Source organism: Acinetobacter sp. CAU_H_56 (assembly GCF_058599425.1).
In genome coordinates this window covers 2,228,756-2,247,277 of the sequence record NZ_CM178654.1, presented here as the reverse complement: position 1 = coordinate 2,247,277, position 18,522 = coordinate 2,228,756, and the positions used below count along the sequence as shown (strand labels likewise).

16 protein-coding genes are annotated in these 18,522 nt (G+C 43.2%); 7 read left to right on the top strand and 9 right to left on the bottom strand.

Annotated features, from left to right (window positions below):
* Nucleotides 1-12: 12 nt before the first annotated feature.
* Complete coding sequence (locus AC4MCC_RS10720; RefSeq protein ID WP_419363224.1) at nt 13-630, bottom strand: rhomboid family intramembrane serine protease; 618 nt, start codon at nt 628-630, stop codon at nt 13-15.
* A 158-nt stretch (nt 631-788) separates the two neighbouring features.
* Here AC4MCC_RS10720 and nfuA point away from each other — a divergent pair, with 158 nt between their 5' ends.
* Together nfuA and AC4MCC_RS10710 are read left to right on the top strand one after the other, a co-directional pair.
* Nucleotides 789-1,427 carry a Fe-S biogenesis protein NfuA gene (gene nfuA / locus AC4MCC_RS10715; RefSeq protein ID WP_004783039.1) on the top strand — a complete coding sequence of 213 codons (639 nt, stop codon included), beginning with the start codon at nt 789-791 and terminating at the stop codon, nt 1,425-1,427.
* Nucleotides 1,428-1,606: 179 nt separating this feature from the next.
* Nucleotides 1,607-3,793 carry a TonB-dependent receptor domain-containing protein gene (locus tag AC4MCC_RS10710; RefSeq protein ID WP_491885253.1) on the top strand — a complete coding sequence of 729 codons (2,187 nt, stop codon included), beginning with the start codon at nt 1,607-1,609 and terminating at the stop codon, nt 3,791-3,793.
* A 38-nt stretch (nt 3,794-3,831) separates the two neighbouring features.
* Here AC4MCC_RS10710 and AC4MCC_RS10705 read toward each other — a convergent pair whose 3' ends face one another.
* Nucleotides 3,832-4,839: a hypothetical protein gene (locus tag AC4MCC_RS10705; protein ID WP_491885252.1), complete on the bottom strand. Its 1,008-nt coding sequence runs from the start codon at nt 4,837-4,839 to the stop codon at nt 3,832-3,834.
* Nucleotides 4,840-4,853: 14 nt separating this feature from the next.
* The gene (locus AC4MCC_RS10700) at nt 4,854-5,891 is read right to left on the bottom strand and encodes an alpha/beta fold hydrolase (protein WP_419374356.1); all 1,038 of its coding nucleotides are present in this window, start codon (nt 5,889-5,891) and stop codon (nt 4,854-4,856) included.
* Nucleotides 5,892-6,200: 309 nt separating this feature from the next.
* Here AC4MCC_RS10700 and AC4MCC_RS10695 point away from each other — a divergent pair, with 309 nt between their 5' ends.
* A complete protein-coding gene (locus AC4MCC_RS10695; protein ID WP_004783034.1) occupies nt 6,201-6,815 on the top strand; it encodes a carbonic anhydrase in 615 nt (204 codons plus the stop codon).
* Nucleotides 6,816-6,849: 34 nt separating this feature from the next.
* On the opposite strand, the gene AC4MCC_RS10690 is transcribed toward AC4MCC_RS10695, so the two are convergent.
* Nucleotides 6,850-7,479 (bottom strand): arylesterase, encoded by a 630-nt coding sequence (locus tag AC4MCC_RS10690; RefSeq protein ID WP_180104498.1) that lies wholly within the window; start codon nt 7,477-7,479, stop codon nt 6,850-6,852.
* A gap of 11 nt (nt 7,480-7,490) precedes the next feature.
* Here AC4MCC_RS10690 and AC4MCC_RS10685 point away from each other — a divergent pair, with 11 nt between their 5' ends.
* On the top strand, nt 7,491-8,216 hold the full coding sequence (locus AC4MCC_RS10685) for an ABC transporter ATP-binding protein (protein WP_491885251.1): 726 nt from the start codon (nt 7,491-7,493) through the stop codon (nt 8,214-8,216).
* Between the two features lies 1 nt (nt 8,217).
* Complete coding sequence (locus AC4MCC_RS10680) at nt 8,218-10,713, top strand: ABC transporter permease (protein WP_491885250.1); 2,496 nt, start codon at nt 8,218-8,220, stop codon at nt 10,711-10,713.
* A 3-nt stretch (nt 10,714-10,716) separates the two neighbouring features.
* Here the strand turns inward: AC4MCC_RS10680 and AC4MCC_RS10675 are convergent, their stop codons facing one another.
* On the bottom strand, nt 10,717-11,547 hold the full coding sequence (locus tag AC4MCC_RS10675) for a rhomboid family intramembrane serine protease (protein ID WP_491885249.1): 831 nt from the start codon (nt 11,545-11,547) through the stop codon (nt 10,717-10,719).
* Nucleotides 11,548-11,623: 76 nt separating this feature from the next.
* Between AC4MCC_RS10675 and mtgA the strand changes: the two genes are divergently transcribed.
* Together mtgA and ppk1 are read left to right on the top strand one after the other, a co-directional pair.
* Nucleotides 11,624-12,298: a monofunctional biosynthetic peptidoglycan transglycosylase gene (mtgA, locus tag AC4MCC_RS10670; RefSeq protein ID WP_419363241.1), complete on the top strand. Its 675-nt coding sequence runs from the start codon at nt 11,624-11,626 to the stop codon at nt 12,296-12,298.
* A gap of 111 nt (nt 12,299-12,409) precedes the next feature.
* Nucleotides 12,410-14,491, top strand: coding sequence for a polyphosphate kinase 1 (gene ppk1, locus AC4MCC_RS10665; protein ID WP_419374360.1), 2,082 nt, complete (start codon nt 12,410-12,412; stop codon nt 14,489-14,491).
* 48 nt (nt 14,492-14,539) lie between these two features.
* Here ppk1 and AC4MCC_RS10660 read toward each other — a convergent pair whose 3' ends face one another.
* The 4 genes from AC4MCC_RS10660 to rubB all read right to left on the bottom strand — a co-directional run bounded on the left by AC4MCC_RS10660 (nt 14,540) and on the right by rubB (nt 18,464).
* Nucleotides 14,540-15,136, bottom strand: a complete 597-nt coding sequence (locus AC4MCC_RS10660; RefSeq protein ID WP_491885248.1) for a DNA-binding response regulator — start codon at nt 15,134-15,136, stop codon at nt 14,540-14,542.
* Between the two features lie 231 nt (nt 15,137-15,367).
* Complete coding sequence (gene oxyR, locus AC4MCC_RS10655; protein ID WP_005234587.1) at nt 15,368-16,276, bottom strand: LysR family transcriptional regulator OxyR; 909 nt, start codon at nt 16,274-16,276, stop codon at nt 15,368-15,370.
* Nucleotides 16,277-16,289: 13 nt separating this feature from the next.
* Nucleotides 16,290-17,228, bottom strand: a complete 939-nt coding sequence (estB, locus tag AC4MCC_RS10650; RefSeq protein ID WP_034704187.1) for an esterase EstB — start codon at nt 17,226-17,228, stop codon at nt 16,290-16,292.
* 57 nt (nt 17,229-17,285) lie between these two features.
* Nucleotides 17,286-18,464 (bottom strand): rubredoxin reductase RubB, encoded by a 1,179-nt coding sequence (rubB, locus tag AC4MCC_RS10645; protein WP_491885247.1) that lies wholly within the window; start codon nt 18,462-18,464, stop codon nt 17,286-17,288.
* Nucleotides 18,465-18,522: the final 58 nt, after the last annotated feature.

The window sequence follows — 18,522 nt, the reverse complement described above, 5'->3', positions numbered from 1 at the left end:
TCACTCAAAACTTTAGAAAGGGATTTGGGTTAGTTTATTCAGGAAATGCGGAATAAGTCGTGGTTCCAGAATAATCGTCATCACCACACCATACGCTGCACCCCAAAGATGGGCACTGTGATTGATATTGCTGTTGCCGCGCTTGCCAGACCAGATACTATAGGCCACATATAAAACAGCAAAAATAATCGCAGGTACGGGAATAAAGAACACGAAAATCAGTTTCCATGGTTCAAACAGAATGTAAGCGAACAGAACCGCGGATACTGCACCGGAAGCACCTAAGCTGGCCCAGCGTGCATCATTTTTATGTTTTAGATAACTTGGCAGAATCGCTGCAACCAGACCACCCAGATAAAACAGGATAAAGCCCAGATCATATAAATACTGCCGATAAAAACTTTCAATAATACTGCCGAAAAAGAACAGCGTGATCATATTGAACAGTAAATGCGTGCCATCTGCATGAATAAAACCATGGGTAATGAAACGGTCATATTGACCACGTTGCATGGCAGGCGGCCAGAAAATCAGACGATTCATGACCTGTTCTTTTGAAAAAGCAATAAAAGAAACAATACAGGTGATCAGAATAATAGTGACGGTATGATTAAAAGGTAAATCAAGCATATAAGTAATTCTGGTTCTATCTATTTGACAATGATCATGCCATTAAAACAAATCTAAAGTGCGACTTTTATAATAAATCCGACAATTTTGGTTGAATTTTTATAATTACCCCGCATCTTCAGTTAAAATAGCAGCTTCAGCTTGAGGAAATTATTGTTATGTCGACTGAGAACAGCAACACTCCGGTTGCAGAAGAAATTCCAAATCTTTTGATTACACCGACAGCACAAGAGTATTTAAAGGATCTATTGGACAAACAGAATACACCAGGTATTGGCGTACGTGTGTTTGTAGAAAATCCGGGTACACCGCGCGCTGAATGTTGCATGGCTTATAGTGCACCTGATGAGGTTGTACCTACAGACTATAAGCAGGAATATCCAGATTTTCCGGCCTATATTGACTCTCCGTCAATTCCATACTTGCTAGATGCAGTTATTGACTACAATAAAGACCGTTTTGGTGGTCAGCTGACTTTCCGTGCACCAAACTCTAAAGTGCCACGTGTCGGTCCTGATGCCTCTGTAGAAGAACGTATTACCTATGTGCTTCAGTCAGAAATTAACCCGGGTCTTGCAGGTCATGGTGGTAACTGTGCACTGGTCGAAGTGGTTGAAGATCCTGAGCATGGCTTAACTGCGGTTCTTAAATTTGGTGGTGGTTGCCAGGGTTGTTCAGCAATTGATGTGACTTTAAAACAAGGCGTTGAAACGACCTTGAAACAGCACATTCCTGAGTTGGCACGTGTCGTTGACCAGACTGACCATACCCAAGCTGAAGGTGCTTATTTCAAATAAGTCTTTAAGCTATTTAAGTTTAACTTAAAAAAGACCTCGAATATTCGAGGTTTTTTTAACAATAATAAAGTTAATGATAATAATTATTAATAACAATTGCATTTATATGTTTTTTCGTTACAATGCTTCACAAATTCATCACTTTTTATTCATAAATTACCTGTGGGGCACCTTCGGATATGAACAAGCCGTTTATGAAATCGACTTTAGCTTTTGCTGTACTTTCAACATTGGCTGCTTCAGTACAAGCACAAAATAAATCAGTTGAAGAGCAACAACCAGTCGCGCAGTCTGAAGCTACAAAACTGCAGACTATTGTTGTAACGGCAAGTGGTTCTGAAGTAAATGTAAAAGATGCTCCTGCTTCTATTACAGTCCTCACCGCAGAAGAAATTGCCAAGCAACCAGTAAAAAGTATTTCTGAGCTTCTGGCAAAAGTACCTGGTGTATCAGGTGGTATGGGTCTAAATGGTGAAGGTGCGAAAATTAAACTTCGTGGTTTACCTTCTGAATACTCTTTGATTCTGGTTGATGGACGCCGTATTGGTAATTCATCACGTACAGCGTATCGTACAGACTTACAACGCCAGGATTTAAACTGGATTAATCCAGAGAATATTGAGCGAATTGAAGTTGTAAAAGGCCCAATGTCGTCTTTATATGGTTCAGATGCGATGGGCGGTGTAATTAATATTATTACCAAAAAGACAGCTCAAGAATGGGGTGGCTCAGCGACTATCAATTTAGAAAAACCTGCAGATAGTACAGAAGGCGATACTCTTCAAATATCAGCAACTGCGAGTGGTGCAATCACAGATACAGTGAGTGCTCGTATTACAGCAGGTCGTACTGAACGTGAAGCTGACCAGAATGTTAAAGATCTTGAAAGTTCAACAACTGGTATGCGTAATGATACGGTTGAAGGAAGTCTTGTTTACCGCCCAACAGATAATCATCAGTTTGAGCTTTTTGGTAGTTATGGTAGTCAAACCAATACGAATCCGACCTATGCACCAAATGTTTCTGATGGGGAATTCTGGTTAGGTTCAGCTGGTGATAAAAATGAAACAGAATCTCAACGTCTTGGTCTGGCTTGGGATGGAATATATTCTTGGGGAAGTTCAAATCTAAGTGTTTATCAAAATAAATATGATCGCAGTACTACAACAGAAGTTGATGGGGTATTTAGCCCAACTGTTCAAAAGACAGAATTAACTGTTGTTGATGCTAAAGTGAATTTACCGTTTGATTTTGTTGTGCCGCATAAATTAACTGTAGGTGGTCAATTCCGTTCTGAAGAATTAACCAATGATCGTACTTTAGGTATTGATTCAAATGGTGCACCTTCGATTGATGGTAATGATTACACAGGTGATTCAACAGTAGCGGCTGATGTTTGGGCGCTATTCTTTGAAGATATTTTAAGTATTACACCTAATTTTGATGTGACAATTGGTGGTCGTCTGGATAAAGATGAACGCTATGATGCGAACTTCAGCCCACGTGTATACGGTGTATATCATTTCAATGACGCATTAACATTCAAAGGCGGCGTTTCTACGGCTTTCCGTGCTCCTGATCTTGTTCAAACTGCGCCAGGTTTCAGTACAGGTTCACGTGGTAAAGGTTGTACTTCTCAATTTGGAACATATGATCCTGTAACTAATCCTACCGGTTTCCAAAGTAGCTATGATGCAAATACTAATCCGTTTGTAAACTGCTATAATACTGGTAATCCTAATCTGGAAGCAGAAGAATCAACAAACTATGAATTAGGCTTCCAATATGATGACGAAAAATATTCAGGTGGTTTAACTTATTTCCATACCGATTTTGATAACAAACTGGTGAACATGCCTGTTAAGCATATTCCTGCTGAACAAATTAATGACCCGCGTTATCCGAAAGGCGTATGGTATATCGCACCTGATAATGCTGAAAAAGCTCGTATTCGTGGCCTAGAAGGCACCTTTGCAGTTAATCTGACTGATTATGCACGCTGGTCAACAAATGCAACTTATTTCTTTGAATCTAAAAATCTAGATACTGGTGCGGCATTAATCAGTACACCTGAGCTGTCAGTTCATTCAGCACTAGATTTACAAGCTTCTGATGCACTCGCTTTGCAAATGAACCTGCAATATATTGGTAAGCAATATACAACAGAAACAACAGATGCAAATGCGTGGGCAAAAGCCTATACCTTATATGGTGTGAATGCGAACTACACTTTGAATGATAATGTCACTGTGCGTGCTGGTATATCAAATTTATTTGATGAATCCATGGAAACTACCGATAGTTCTGAAGATTATTATTCAATTCAAGGTCGTACTTATTTCGTTGGTTTAACGACACGTTTCTAATTTTATAAGTAAAAAAAGCCGCTTTGAAGCGGCTTTTTTTAGTCTTCAATCTTTAAAATTTTTAAGGTATTTTCAGCATAATAGAATTTTTCCAGATAGGCACGGGCACGTTCACGCAAATAGCCCTGATGAATCATCTGCTGAATAATCGGTGTCAGCAATTCATTCAGTTCAGTCTGGATCAGCGATTCATCAATATTCAGATCTCGTAATAATTGATCAAAAGTATGTTCCTGATTGCGTATATACCAGGTATAAATCCCGTCATGCAGTTGCTGCTGCATATATTCCGTCTGGCGCATATGATCCCAGATCTCGTGCCCTAAACTCACCGTCTGGTTCAGATCCTGGGTTTCAATATAGTTTTTAAGCACGGACAGTGGCATGTCTTTGATCTTATGCCAGAGATTGGCCTGAAAATGGTACAGCTTGTCATCATCAAAGTGCTGGTTCAGCACATGCTCACTCATCTGGCTGAGTTTTAAAATATTTTTTTGCAGATAACGGGCAACTGTATTGTCCAGACTGGTATCCGTAACATTTTCCAGAACAGATTTTCCCATTTTCATAAAACGGGAAACGCCCGGCACACTCTTGGCTATTACAGAATTGTCCAGATAATCCTGAATTGAATGCTGGATCAGTTGCGTAATCATCGCTGAAAAAGCAGGGTTATTCACCACCGCTTTGATCAGGCGCTGACGGTGACCACTTTTGCTGGCCACATATTGTGCAATTTTATCAATGGTCAGTACCGGAATGACATCTGCAATTTTGGTTGTATCATTGGCTGGATGAACCAATGCGAACCGGATATGTTCGGCAATCTGCTCAATCAGAAAAGAACTGGCAGCAGTATCCAGAATCTGCTTTTGTAGCAGCTGATTGATCAGTTCACAGCTCCACAGATCTTTAAGCGACTGCTTGCGCAACCAGAGATAAAACTCATGAAACTCGCTTTGAATGGTTTCAGATTGAGAAAATACCTGATCAAGAAAATCAAGTTGAGCATCAATCAACTGCTCAATCATCGGGTGTTTCTGCATAACTTCTCTGAAACTTAATTGAAAGGAATGAGTTTATCAGCTAGTGGATTTTTTAGGGTCTGTGTCTTGGCCAGGAAAGGCAAATAATGTTGGGCGACCTGTTTTTCTGCTTCCAGAATCGGCATATGACCGACATTATTTAAAATTACCGGAGTTTCGGCACGTTTCAGCAGTGAATAGAGCTCTTTCACCACTTCGACATTAATAATTCGATCCTGTTTTCCCCATAGAATCAAGGTAGGTGCTTCCACTGTACGAGTCAGACGGGCAAATGTATCAGGCGTATACAGCCGGTTAAGCATCACCACCTGATCAATCGATTTGCTGGTTTGCTCAGAACGGGCAATCAGCAATTTTTCTTGTGCATGTCTTAACTGGTAAGGCAACGCTGGTGGATTCTGCATCAGCTGTTTGGAGACATCTTCCAGATCGCCCGGTTTACTGACAATCAGGTCTTTGAGTGCATGCGGGTCTTTGGTATAAGGCGTATTGCCCATTTTATAGATGCCAGCACTATTCACCAAAAACAGGCTTTGGGTATCGAAAGGGTATTGGGATGCATAAACTGTCGCAATTGAACCGCCTAGAGAATGGCCAGCGACATGCAGATTTTTTTCAATCTTCAGAGTTTCGACAAAGGTACGTAATTGCGAAGTGACATTGGGTACAGACAAGTCAAAATCTGCTGGAATCCGGGTATCGCCATTGCTCGGCAAATCTGGAATGATGACATGATAATACGGGGTCAAAAACTGGGCGACGCGGTTCCAGTTGTCGCGTGTGCCTGCCAGACCATGAATCAGGATAATCGAGGGTTTGTTTTTTGCCCCGCCTTCACTATAACTCCAGGTCACCTCACCAACTTTTAAGGTTTTAGATTGTAGACCCGCCTGAATGCGTTGCTGGCTCAGATAAAGCTGTAAAACTTCGGCAGACTTGGCTTTCGGCGGCGTAAACAGATATTGGCTATGGCTCAGGCTAGATAGGCTAAGACCCAGAGCGACTAAAGTGGAATAGATAATTTTTGAGCGCAATTTTATTATTTTCTTCATTAGCACTGTCCCCTGAAAAAACTGAGCAAAAACGCTCAAAATACTTCCGTGTTATCGATTTGCAATTTATAGATGAATCAAATCGTAATCTTTCACTTATTTTAAAGCATTCCTTAATATTGTACATCTGTTAATTATTAGCTGGAGCAGAAAAACTGCCCAAAAAACGTGATGAACTTCACAGAAAAAATTCCCAGAACAAGAAATCATCAAAGCGCTAAAAATTTTACAGCTAATTTTTTTTGCAAGTGACATTCAAAAAATCTAGCAGTAAGATATTCCCACTAAAAACATCGATGGTAAAAAAGAATGCTCACAGCTCAGGAAGCTATAGATCGTCTTAAAAAGGGTAACCAGCGCTTTGTCAATGGTGAAACGCAGCATTTAAAATTATTATCGCATCAGCAACGTGCTGAGATGGCAGAAAGTCAGGAACCATTTGCTATTGTTTTAGGATGTTCAGATTCACGTGTACCCGCAGAAATGGTTTTTGACCAGGGTCTGGGTGATCTGTTTGTCATTCGGGTAGCAGGTAATATTGTTGCACCGTCTCAAGTCGGCAGTGTCGAATTCGCAGCAGAAAGCTTTGGCTGTCCGATTGTGATTGTTTTGGGTCATACGCATTGTGGCGCTATTCATTCAACAATTGAAGCATTAACCAATCCGGCAACGCCGCCATCTGCAAATCTGATGTCCATTGTGAACCGTGTACGTCCATCAGTTGAAATTCTAATGCAGACTGAACTGAAAGATGACCTGAATAAACTGTCTAAACATGCAGTGCGCTCAAATGTATTTGCATCAGTAAACCAGTTACGTCATGGTTCTGCAGTTCTGGAAAGTCTGATTGCTAAAGGTAAGCTACAGGTGATTGGTGCAGAATATTCACTTGAAACTGGTGAAGTAACTTTCTTTGACTTCTAAGAAAATTTTAAGATTTGATTTAGTTAAAGGTGCCTTAGAGGGCGCCTTTAATATAAGGATAAGCATTATTTAATAAAATAGTCTGGGCTTTGGCATTAGGGTGGATCTGATCCTGTTGCATCAGACTTTTATTGCCAGCGACACCTTGCATAAAGAAGGGTAGTAGTTTGACCTTATACTGCTGACTGACCACCTTATAGTTATTTTCAAAAGCCTTGCTATATGCCTGGCCATAATTTGGTGGCATTTTCATTCCAAAAACAACCACATTCGCCTTGGCTTTCTGACTTTGTTGTACCAGAGCTGCTAAATTTTTTTGAATCATTTGGGGTGGCTGCCCACGCAGGCCATCATTCCCGCCAAGCTCAATCACCACAACATCTGGACGGTGCGTCTGTAGCAGTTTTGGTAGTCTAGCCAAGGCACCGCTAGTGGTTTCACCGCTCACACTTGCATTGACCACTTTATGCTGTTTCGGATAGTGTTGGTCCAAACGCTTTTGTAATAAATGTACCCAACCTTGCTGTGGTTGCATGCCATAACCAGCACTTATACTGTCACCCACAATCATAATGGTCTTTGCCGACAGACTAAAAGGAATCAGGCACAGTCCAAAGAATACCAGGCAAGGCAATACACGATTTTTCTGATTTAGATCTTTCATATAGGACACGTATGATTCAAAGCAGCAACGATTCGACCATCATGCCACAAGCGATTATTTCTGCCCAGAAATTGACACAAAAGATACAACTTTCACAAAAACAACTGACTATTTTTGAAGATCTTTCGCTGGAAATTTTGACTGGAGAACAGGTCGCCATTACCGGACGTTCCGGTTCAGGAAAGTCGACTTTACTGGGCATTTTGGCCACTTTGGATCAGGCCAGTTCCGGGCAGTTAACGGTCTGTGGGGAGCTCGTATCGAGCTTGAATGAAGAACAGCGCGCTTTAGTCCGGCTAAAAAATATTGGCTTTGTATTTCAGTCTTTTCAGCTTTTGCCTCATCTTACTGCGCTTGAAAATGTCATGCTGCCTTTACGTTTACAGCCCGATTTTAAATATAGTGATGCCGAGCAGAAGGCGCTGGCATTGCTACAAAAAGTCGGATTAGACCGTCAGGCTCAGCAAACACCGAAAGTGCTGTCGGGTGGGGAGCAGCAACGTGTTGCCATTGCCCGTGCCCTGGTCAGTGAGCCCAAAATCATTTTTGCTGATGAACCGACAGGTAATCTGGACGGGGAAACTGCCCAAGAAATCGAACAGCTGCTCTTTCAGTTGAATCGTGAATTAAGCACCACGCTGATTCTGGTTACCCATGATCCTGATCTGGCCCGGCAATGCCAGCGTCATTTTGAACTGGTCAATGGTCAGTTGATTGAACATGCGAGTGGAGGCTGATATGCAGCATCTGTTTCGTCCTTTACTCAGACAAAGTTTTAATACGACAGGAATTTATCTGCTAATCATCGCGCTGACCTTAGCGATTAGTGCCACAACGGCACTAAAGTTCAGTAATGAACAGATTCAGAACGCCGTTGCTTTACAGGCAGCTGAAATGCTGGCGGGAGATTTGGTACTTTCTGATAATGAGCCGCTAGCTCAGGAATGGCGTGATCAGGCCAGGCAGCTCGATTTACAACAATCTGAAGTCACATTTTTCAGTACGATGGCTTATACCAATGATCAGTTTGTCATGGTCAATGTTAAGGCTATTGATCGGGCTTTTCCTTTACGAGGAGAGCTACGGGTTCAACCTGCAGCAGACAAAATCCAAGCGGGGGAAATCTGGCTGAGTTCACGGGCCATGGATCTACTCAAGGTCAAACTGGGTGATGAACTGAATATTGCCGATGCTAAATTTAAGGTTACTGCAAAAATCGAGCAGGATTCGAATCAGGAGCTCGGCTTTTCTGGCTTTTCGCCGACTGTAATTATTGCTCAGTCAGAAGTGGCGCGCACCAATGCGATTCAGGTCGGTAGCCGGATCGATTACCGTTTATTAATGGCGGGTAATCCAGCCGATACCCGGCAATATGAAACCTGGTTCAAGCAGAAGATAAAATCTGAAAATGGGACTTCAGATGAAGCAGATGCTGAGGTTGAGGGACAAGAACTGGAACAGCAGGGCAGTCTGCGCTTGCGTAATGCCAGCGAAGGCAATACCCGTTTAATGAAACCAATTGCCAATCTGGATACTTTTCTGCAACTGGCGAATATTCTCACCATTTTATTATGCGGGATTGCCATTGCTTTAACCGCACAACGTTATGTACAGCAGAACCAGGATCATATTGCCCTGATGCGTTGTATTGGCGCGACTAAAAATCAGATTCTAGCCGCTTATCTGGCTTTGCTGGGTTTAGTGCTTTTAATCGCCATGCTGATTGGTAGCGTGATAGGTGTTGCATTGGGTTATGGCTTGCTGCAGCTCATGCTACAGCTGATTCCAAACTTGCAGCTTGAGTTCTCTGCTACGGCGATGCTGCTGGGGCCCTTGCCAATTGCCATGCTGACCAGTGCAGTGGTGTTACTGGGCTTTGTCATGCCGAGTCTGTTTCAACTCTTAAATACTCCTCCGATTCGGGTCATTCGTCAGCAGGAAAAATCCGTCCATCCGATGTTGTGGATGTTACTGACCGGAACCTTAAGTCTGATTCTTTTCAGTGTGATTTTAACGGAAAATATCGTGCTGACAGCTTGGGTGATTGGGGCCATTATTCTGCTTTGTGCTGTTCTGTATTTTACGGTCTGGAGTATTTTAAAACTGCTGCGTAATCTGAAATTCAATCTATCTGCCTATGTGCGGACACCGTATCAGACCGCTTTACAAATTACTGCTTTAGCCCTTGGACTCAGCTTGATCAGTGTGCTGGCTGTGCTACGTACCGATCTGCTCGATCGCTGGCAGCAACAGTTACCGGAAGGGACACCCAACCAGTTTGTCTATGGTCTACCGCCTTTTGACATGCCTGACTTAAAAAGTCAGTTAGAACAGAATGGCTGGAAAAGTACGCCCTTGTATCCCAATATTCGTGGGCGTCTGGTGGCGAAAAATGATCATCCTTTTGCTGCTGAACTGGTCAAGCAGAGTAATACCTTAAGACGTGAACTGAATCTGACTCAGTCGGACCGTTATCCTCAGGATAATGTGATTGTTCAGGGGGAGGCAGGATTGAAACAGCCGGGTGAAGTTTCGGTCGAAGCCAATACTGCACAGGAACTCGGGATCAAACTGGGGGACAAGCTGAGCTTTAGCTTGCCTGAAGGCATACTCGAAGCCAAAGTGGTGAATCTCAGAACGGTAGAGTGGGAAAGTTTTAGTCCAAACTTCTTCTTTATCTTTGCACCGAATACTATGGATGCCAATGCTGGCAGCTATCTGGGCAGCTTCTATGTACCGGAAACAGATAAAGATAAACTGGTGAATCTGGTTCAGCGTTTTTCCAATACGGTATTCATTGATGTCAGCCTGATTCTGGAAGAAATCAAACGAATTGTGAATGTACTGGTGCAGATCATTACCATTCTGGCTGTGCTGGTCAGCGTATCCGGTTTTCTGGTACTGATGGCTTGCTTAAACTTGCTCATGGATGAACGTAAACGTGAAGTGGCTTTGCTTCGGTCTTTTGGCAGTTCCAAACAGAAGCTGAAAACCATGATGAGTCTGGAAATCGGTTTTATCGGACTATTCGCAGGTATTGTTTCATGTCTGTTTGCAGAAGTGATCAGCGCCATTGCCAGCTATAAGATGGATCTGATCATTCAGCCCCATTGGGAAATCTGGATTATCCTGCCTGTGTTTATGACTGTGTTATGTACCCTGATCGGGCGTTATCGTCTGAGTTATCTTTCCGAGATTCCGCCCTTGCAAAGCCTGCGTCAGATGAATCAATAAGATTTATCTTACGGGTTGATCCGCCAACTGCTGTTGTAGCATTTGTAAAATTTCTTGCCAGAGTGGGCGGATCGGTTCAAGCAGGGCCAGATTATATTGATACAGTACGACACAGGCAGCAACGCTGAACAGTAAGGCAACCAGGCTGACCAAACGGCTACGCTGCATTTTCTGACCGAGATACCAGAGCGCTGTTAGTCCGGCCCCCATGATCATGCCGCCAATATGTGCGGCATTGTTAATTCCGCTGATCATAAAGCCCATCGCCAGGTTAAGACCCATGATCATTACCAGTGTCTTTTTATCCAGAATAAAAGGCTGACGGGGCAACATTGGCAGTAAAGATAGAACAGTCAGAGAGGCACCAAGACCCATGACTGCACCCGAAGCACCTGCACTAACACCTGGTAATAAGCCAGGATTGGCTACACCGCCTTCGATTAAGGCATAACTGTCCTGGATACTCATATATCCACTGAGTAAACTGCCCATCAGACCGGCACAAATGTAAAGACTTATGAAATAGACCCGGCCAAAAATTTGTTCAGCGATACTACCAAAAATATACAGTGCCCACATATTCAACATCAGGTGAATTAAGCCAAAATGAAAAAACATGCTACTAAACAGGCGTATGGGTTCCGCTAAATACGTTAAAGGTGCATAATCTGCTCCCCAGCGAATTGCATCTGGAGAACTTGGCTGTGTGATGTCCATTCCATTCAGCACTTGCCAGCCAAACAGGCCGACATTGATACAGATCAGGAGTGCGGTCATCCACCAGAGCTGCATTTCAAGTTTGTGATGTGTTGTTGGGGGAGAATATTCAGGCATGCTATTTTTTGCTGTGATTGTATATTTCGAATAAGCTTAACACGAAAAATTGAATTTTCAGGAGTAACGCACTGACATGAAAGCCTTTCTGACCCGCGCCCTTCTCGTGATTGTCAGTGTGATTCTACTTGTTCAACTGTGGATTTTTGCAAGTTTAGCCTGGTGGCGAACCAATCCGGTGAATACCACCATGATGATGCGAATTGACTACTGGACTGAACCCTCCAAGCCCATTCAACATCAGTGGCGTCCTTATGATGAAATCAGTACCAATCTGAAACGGGCAGTTGTTACGGCAGAAGATGGAAAATTCATGCACCATCATGGCTTTGACTGGGATGGTATTCAGACTGCACTCAGCCGTAACAAGAATGAAGGTCGTGTCGTGGCAGGGGGGTCAACCATTTCCCAGCAGCTGGCTAAAAACCTGTTCCTCGTTAACAAGCGTTCATTCCTGCGTAAAGGTCAGGAAGCTGTCGCGACCTGGATGATGGAGCGCATGTGGTCTAAAGAGCGTATTCTGGAAGTGTATCTTAACTCGATTGAGTTTGGAGACAATATCTATGGAGCAGAAGCAGCAGCCAAACATTATTTCGGTAAGACCGCAGAGAGCCTGACCCGTGATCAGGCCATCTTCCTGGCAGCGATTCTCACCAATCCAAAATATTTTGAAGATCATCGTAATGCATCCGCACTAAAAGCACGTAAACGTATGATTCAACGTTATATGCGCTATGCTGAAATCCCTTAAATAAAAATATCAAGATAAAGCCCAAATATTTGGGCTTTTTTTATGAAAATGTCATTAATTTGAAGCATACTAAAAGAAATAAGCAAGACTTGAAAATAGCGTAGGTTTGATATGAATACGGCAGCCAGTTCGACTTCGGCACCAACCGAATATACTTATAATGATCGTTACATTAATCGTGAACTGTCTATTCTAGATTTCCATTTGCGTGTGCTGGAACAGGCGGTCGATCCATTGCATCCTTTGCTGGAACGCATGAATTTTCTACTGATCTTTTCACGTAATCTGGATGAGTTTTTTGAAATTCGTGTGGCTGGCGTCATGGAACAACTGGATTTGGGCAATGAAAGCCGCAGTCCGGATGGTTTGACGCCAAAACAAGTATTAGAACAGATTGCCGAAACTGCGCATGCCGCCATTGAACGTCAGTACCGTATTTTAAATGAAGAGATTTTGCCGAAACTGCGTGAGGAAGATATTTGTTTTCTGCGTCGTGGAGAGCTAACACCGGCACAATCGGCTTGGGTGAAAAAATATTTTCAGGAACAGGTTGCTCCAGTGCTTACGCCTATTAGCCTTGATCCGGCCCATCCATTCCCACGTCTGGTGAATAAATCCCTGAATTTTATTGTGACGCTCGAAGGGAAAGATGCCTTTGGCCGTCAGATCGATCTTGCGGTTGTTCCTGCGCCACGTTCATTGCCACGTGTTGTGCGTTTACCGGATGAACTGACTGATGGTAAAGAACATCATGTGATGTTATCCGCCATCATTCATGAACATGTGTCTGACCTGTTCCCGGGCATGACCGCGACTGGCTGCTATCAGTTCCGTGTTACCCGGAATGCCGATCTGGCCTTAAATGAAGATGTTGAAGACCTGGCCAAAGCCTTAAAAGGCGAGCTAAGTTCGCGCCGTTTTGGTCGTGCAGTCCGTCTGGAAGTGACTGAAAATTGTCCGCAGCATATTTATGAATATCTGCTGGAAGAATTTGATCTGGATGAAGAACAGCTCTATAAAGTGGCAGGACCGGTTAATCTGGCGCGGTTACTGTCCAACTTCAAACGTCCACATTTACGTTATGATTCACATACGCCAATTCTGCCTAAAGTACTGAAGAAATCTGAAAATGTTTTCAGTGCCATGCAGAAGCAGGATATTTTGCTACATCATCCATTTGAATCTTTTGCACCCGTGATTACGCTGTTACGTGAAGCAGCACGTGACCCTCAGGTACTGGCAATCAAGCAGACATTGTATCGTAGTGGTCCAGATTCCGAGATCGTGCAGGTGCTGGCAGAAGCGGCCCGTAACGGTAAGGAAGTGACTGCAGTCATCGAGCTGCGTGCTCGTTTTGATGAAGAATCCAATATTGCAGTTGCTAATGTACTGCAAGAGGCGGGGGCTGTCGTGGTCTATGGCATTGTCGGCTATAAAACCCATGCCAAAATGATTCTGGTGGTACGCCGAGAAAATAACAAGCTGGTGCGTTATGTACATCTGGGTACCGGGAATTATCATGCCGGCAATGCGCGAATTTATACCGACTATGGTCTCTTAACCACGGACAAGGATCTGTGTGAAGATGTGCATCGTATCTTTCAGGAATTGACCGGAATGGGGAAAATGGCCAAGCTGAAAAAGCTGCTCCATGCACCATTTACCTTACATGCCCAGCTCATCAACTATATTGATAATGAAATAGCCAATGCCAAAGCGGACAAGAAAGCCCAGATCATCGTGAAGGTCAATGCTTTAACTGAGCTGCAACTGATCAATAAACTGTATGAAGCTTCTCAAGCAGGTGTACAGATTGATCTGATTATCCGCTCGATTTGCTGTCTGCGTCCAGGCTTACCGGGACTTTCAGAGAATATCCGGGTACGTTCAATCGTCGGCCGTTTCCTTGAACATACACGCGTGTTTTATTTTAGCAATAATGGTAATTCTCGGATTTATTGCTCAAGCGCGGACTGGATGGACCGCAACCTGTTTAATCGTGTAGAAGCTTGTTTCCCGATTGAAGACGAAGCATTAAAGAAACGCATTTACCAGCAAGGTTTATTAAATTACCTGAAAGACAATCAGCAGGCCTGGTTGTTACAAGGAGATGGAACCTGGGTGCGTGCCCAAGTTGCAGAAGGTGAACAACCGCATAATGCACAGCGTACCTTGCTGGAAACCTTTAAATAACTCTATGCAAACTAAAAAGGCTGATAATTCAGCCTTTTTTATATTTTGTTAATTTTGAGAATGGATAAATGGATTCGCGAGTTTTTGATAGATTTTGCGAATAGCAGCATAAATCTGGTAATCGTGCAGACTTAATCTGTTTTGAATTTCGGCCAAAGTCAGGTCTTGGCTGAAATACTTTAAAATCTGTACTTCAGTCTGATTTAAAAAATGTATTTTTGTTTCCTGACTCACTAAATAACGGGCTAATTCAGGATGTAAATCGGCACCACCGCGTAGGATAATTTTCAGGCTCGCTACTATTTTTGAAACAGGATGCGATGCAATCAGATATCGATCCACGCCAGATGACAAGAATAAATTAATCATTTCAGCTGAATCATCAGCTAAAACTACAATCAGATGAGGAATCTGGATTCGTGCTTGAATTGTATGAAGATTCTTAAGTTGTGCTTTCTCATGAATCTCATATAACACGAGATTGGGAAGATACTGTTCAATATGGGATTGAGCAGACAGATGATCGGTATAGGACAGCATATCCGGTTGATAACCGAGCTGTAGCAATGCAAGATCAGGATTGGAAGAGAGCGGGGGTGGATAAGGTTGCATCAATAATACCGGTGCAGGCAAAAATGAGGCCAAAGAAATCTTATCCTGAGAGTAATTAATATACAGATGTATTTTGGCTTAAATTATTATCAATGCCAATCCCCAGAAATAGGGATTTAATTTTTATATATTATAAATAGTTAAAGTTTAAAAATTGGTTTTGAATCATTTTAATTGACTGAATTTATAAAAATTAAATTTATCAGAAGACGTAGGCAATAAAAAAAGGAGCAATCTAAGTGCTCCTTCTTTATTAGGGCTTAATTAAGCTGCATCGTGAGCAGTAATTTTTTGCAAAATTTGTAATAACACATCGAATTCGCTTTGTAGCGGTGTGCTCTTACGAGTGACCAGCGCCAGAGTACGGCTTGGTGCAGCATTGATTGGATTGATGCGCAGATCCGGATTGGCTTTGATCATATTGGTATGCAGTGCAATTTCTGGCAACAGGGTAAAACCAAGATCAGCAGACACCATTTCGATCAACGTCGGTAATGAACTTGCTTTCAGGCGATGATCATTTTTACGCTCACCAATCGGGCAGGCACTCAATGCATGATCACGCAAGCAATGGCCTTCTTCCAACAGCATCAGGCGAGACAGATCCAGATCTTCCAGAGACTTGGCTTGAGCCGCATTCTGGTCAGATTTGTGATGTACCAGATACAGATTCTCTTTGGCAATTTCAGCAACTTTCAGGCTACGGGTATCGAAAGGCAGCGCTAGCACCACCATATCCAGATTACCATGCTCCAGTTTCTCTACAATTTTCTCACTTTGAGCTTCATGTAAATGTAGCTGAATTTTCGGTAGCTGCTGATGCACTTCATCCAGAAATTGCGACAGGATGAAAGGGGCAATGGTTGGAATAACGCCAAGATGCAGATCACCGGTTAATGGTTCACTCATTTCACGACTTAAACGCATTAAGTCCTGAGCATCAGCCAGTAGAACACGGGCACGTGCAACCACTTGTTCACCAAGCGGCGTTAAACGTACATTCTGGCGATCGCGTTCAACAAGAACGCCACCGAGTAAACGCTCCAGCTCCATAATACCGCCAGACAAAGTTGACTGGGTAACAAATGAGCGGCGAGCAGCTTCTGTAAAATGCAGCGTCTCAGACAGTGTTACGAGGTATGACAGCTGTCTTAGGGATGGTAATGCAGCCATAGTGTCCTAATGTTTATGATTTAAAATGATCAGCAAATAATTCGCTAAGATATGGAATAAAATGCGGAGGGATATCATGCCCCATTCCATCAATTAATTCAAATTTAGCCCCTGAAATTGCTTTTGCAACAGCCTTACCATGACTAGGAGGCAGCAATCTGTCACGAGCACCATGAACCACCAGGGTCTCTTGTTGGATTTGCTTGTCCAGTTGCAGCAATGAACCCGTACATAATATTGCTAAAAACTGTTGAAGTACACCCGCTGGATGGTAACTTCGCTTATATAACTTACGGGCGGTCTGAATCGCTTCCAGATGATTCACATAACCCGGCGAGCCAATAATATTAAACAGCTTCAAGCTATGATCGACAATGCCATCTTCATCTGTGGAAGCGGGTTTGTCAATTAAACTAAAGAGTTGCTTTGGAAAAGGCGGAGGTAACAGTGGCTGGTTATTACTGGTAAACAGTAAACCCATTTTTTTAACTTTGTCAGGATAACGTGCGGCCAGAATCTGGGCAATCATGCCGCCCATAGAGGCACCGAGCACATAGACCTGACCTAATCCCATTTTTTCAATCAGAAGATGTACATCATCTGCCATATCGTACAGCGTATAAGGCGCGCCCTGATTGCCTAAACCCAGTACAAAACGGCTCATCATTTTTAAGGTGTTTAAGCGAGGCCCTTTATGGTGAATCTTGGAAGATAAACCAATATCCCGGTTATCAAAACGCACCAGATGATAGCCCTGATCAATGAGTGATTTACAGAAGAAGTCCGGCCAGTACAGCATCTGTGCCCCAAGCCCCATAATCAGCAGAATAGTCGGGTGTTCAGGATTTCCGCCGACTTCTACGTGCAATTCGATGCCATTGCCAAGATCGACCTTGGTTTCACGCATGAAAGCGGTATACGGAGAATGATTGAACTGCAGGGCACTATGCATGATGTATTTCCTGATTAAAGGACATTTCGCTTAAAAAATGTCCTTTGTATTAAACATCTAAACTGTAGCTGGAATCAAGTCAGGAACCTGCTTGGTCAATGCCAGACGTTGTTTGGCAGCAGTGGCCCCGAGTAAGACAAAACCACGTAAAGTACCGCTAGCATCAAAGGCTTTGGCTAGCATACCGTCATCAAACTCTTCATTTTCCCAAGTTACTTCGACATTAACCGGAGCGGGAAGGACAGTCAATGGCGCAGCTGGGGTTTTGACCGCTACAGGCATCGCTGGATAGTGGACTGCAGTATGTTCGCCATTTAATGTTTTAGACAGAGCACGAGCCTGCTGCATGATTGGCATGACATATGGCAAAAGCATTCCATTTACTTCCGCACAGTCACCTACTGCATAAATGTCTGGCTGATTGGTTTCTAGTTTTGTATTGGTCAGAATCCCACGACTGGTATGGATATCGGCTTCTTTTGCGACAGAAATATTTGGTTGTAAGCCCACAGCAGACAGCACCACATCAGCCACTACCGACTGGCCATTGGCAAGTGTGACCAGATAATCACCATTTTCAACTTTAGAGACTTTTTCGACTGTTGTCCTCAGTACAAAATGAATGCCTGTCTCTTCAAGATTTTGCTGGAAAGCATCTGCGACATGAGCTGGTAATAAGCGACCCAACGGTTGAGGTGCCAGATCAATCACGGTGACCTGATGATTGGTATGCTGCAAGTCATTGGCAAATTCACAGCCGATCAGGCCTGCGCCTAGAATCACCACACGTTTATCTTCACGGGCTGCCAGATTATGACGGAAAGCTTTATAGTCAGTCAGGTTATTGACCATATGAATGTCATCGCTCGCATCACCAGCAATGGCAAGACGGACCGGATTGGCACCCACAGCCAACACCAATTTAGAATAATCCTGTGTGCTTTCCTCACCATCTTTTTCTAAAGTGAGCTGATGCTGTTCAGGATGAATCGTTTTGACCCAGGTATTTTTTTCGATGCGCATTTTCAGCTGCGCTGACATTTTTTCTGCATCACCTAAAGGGATATGTTCTGGTGCTTTGTTTCCTGCTAAAGCATTAGAAAGCGTAGGTTTTGCATAATTAGTCGCATCATCAGCACAAATCATGACAAGTTCATGGTCTGGGTTGAGTTTGCGAAACTCACGGGCAACAGCATAACCCGCCATGCCCGAACCAATGATGACGATAGGATGCATACGATTCTCCATGCTTTTTTAAATTAGTTTTTTTCAGGTATAAAGGACATAAAAAAGA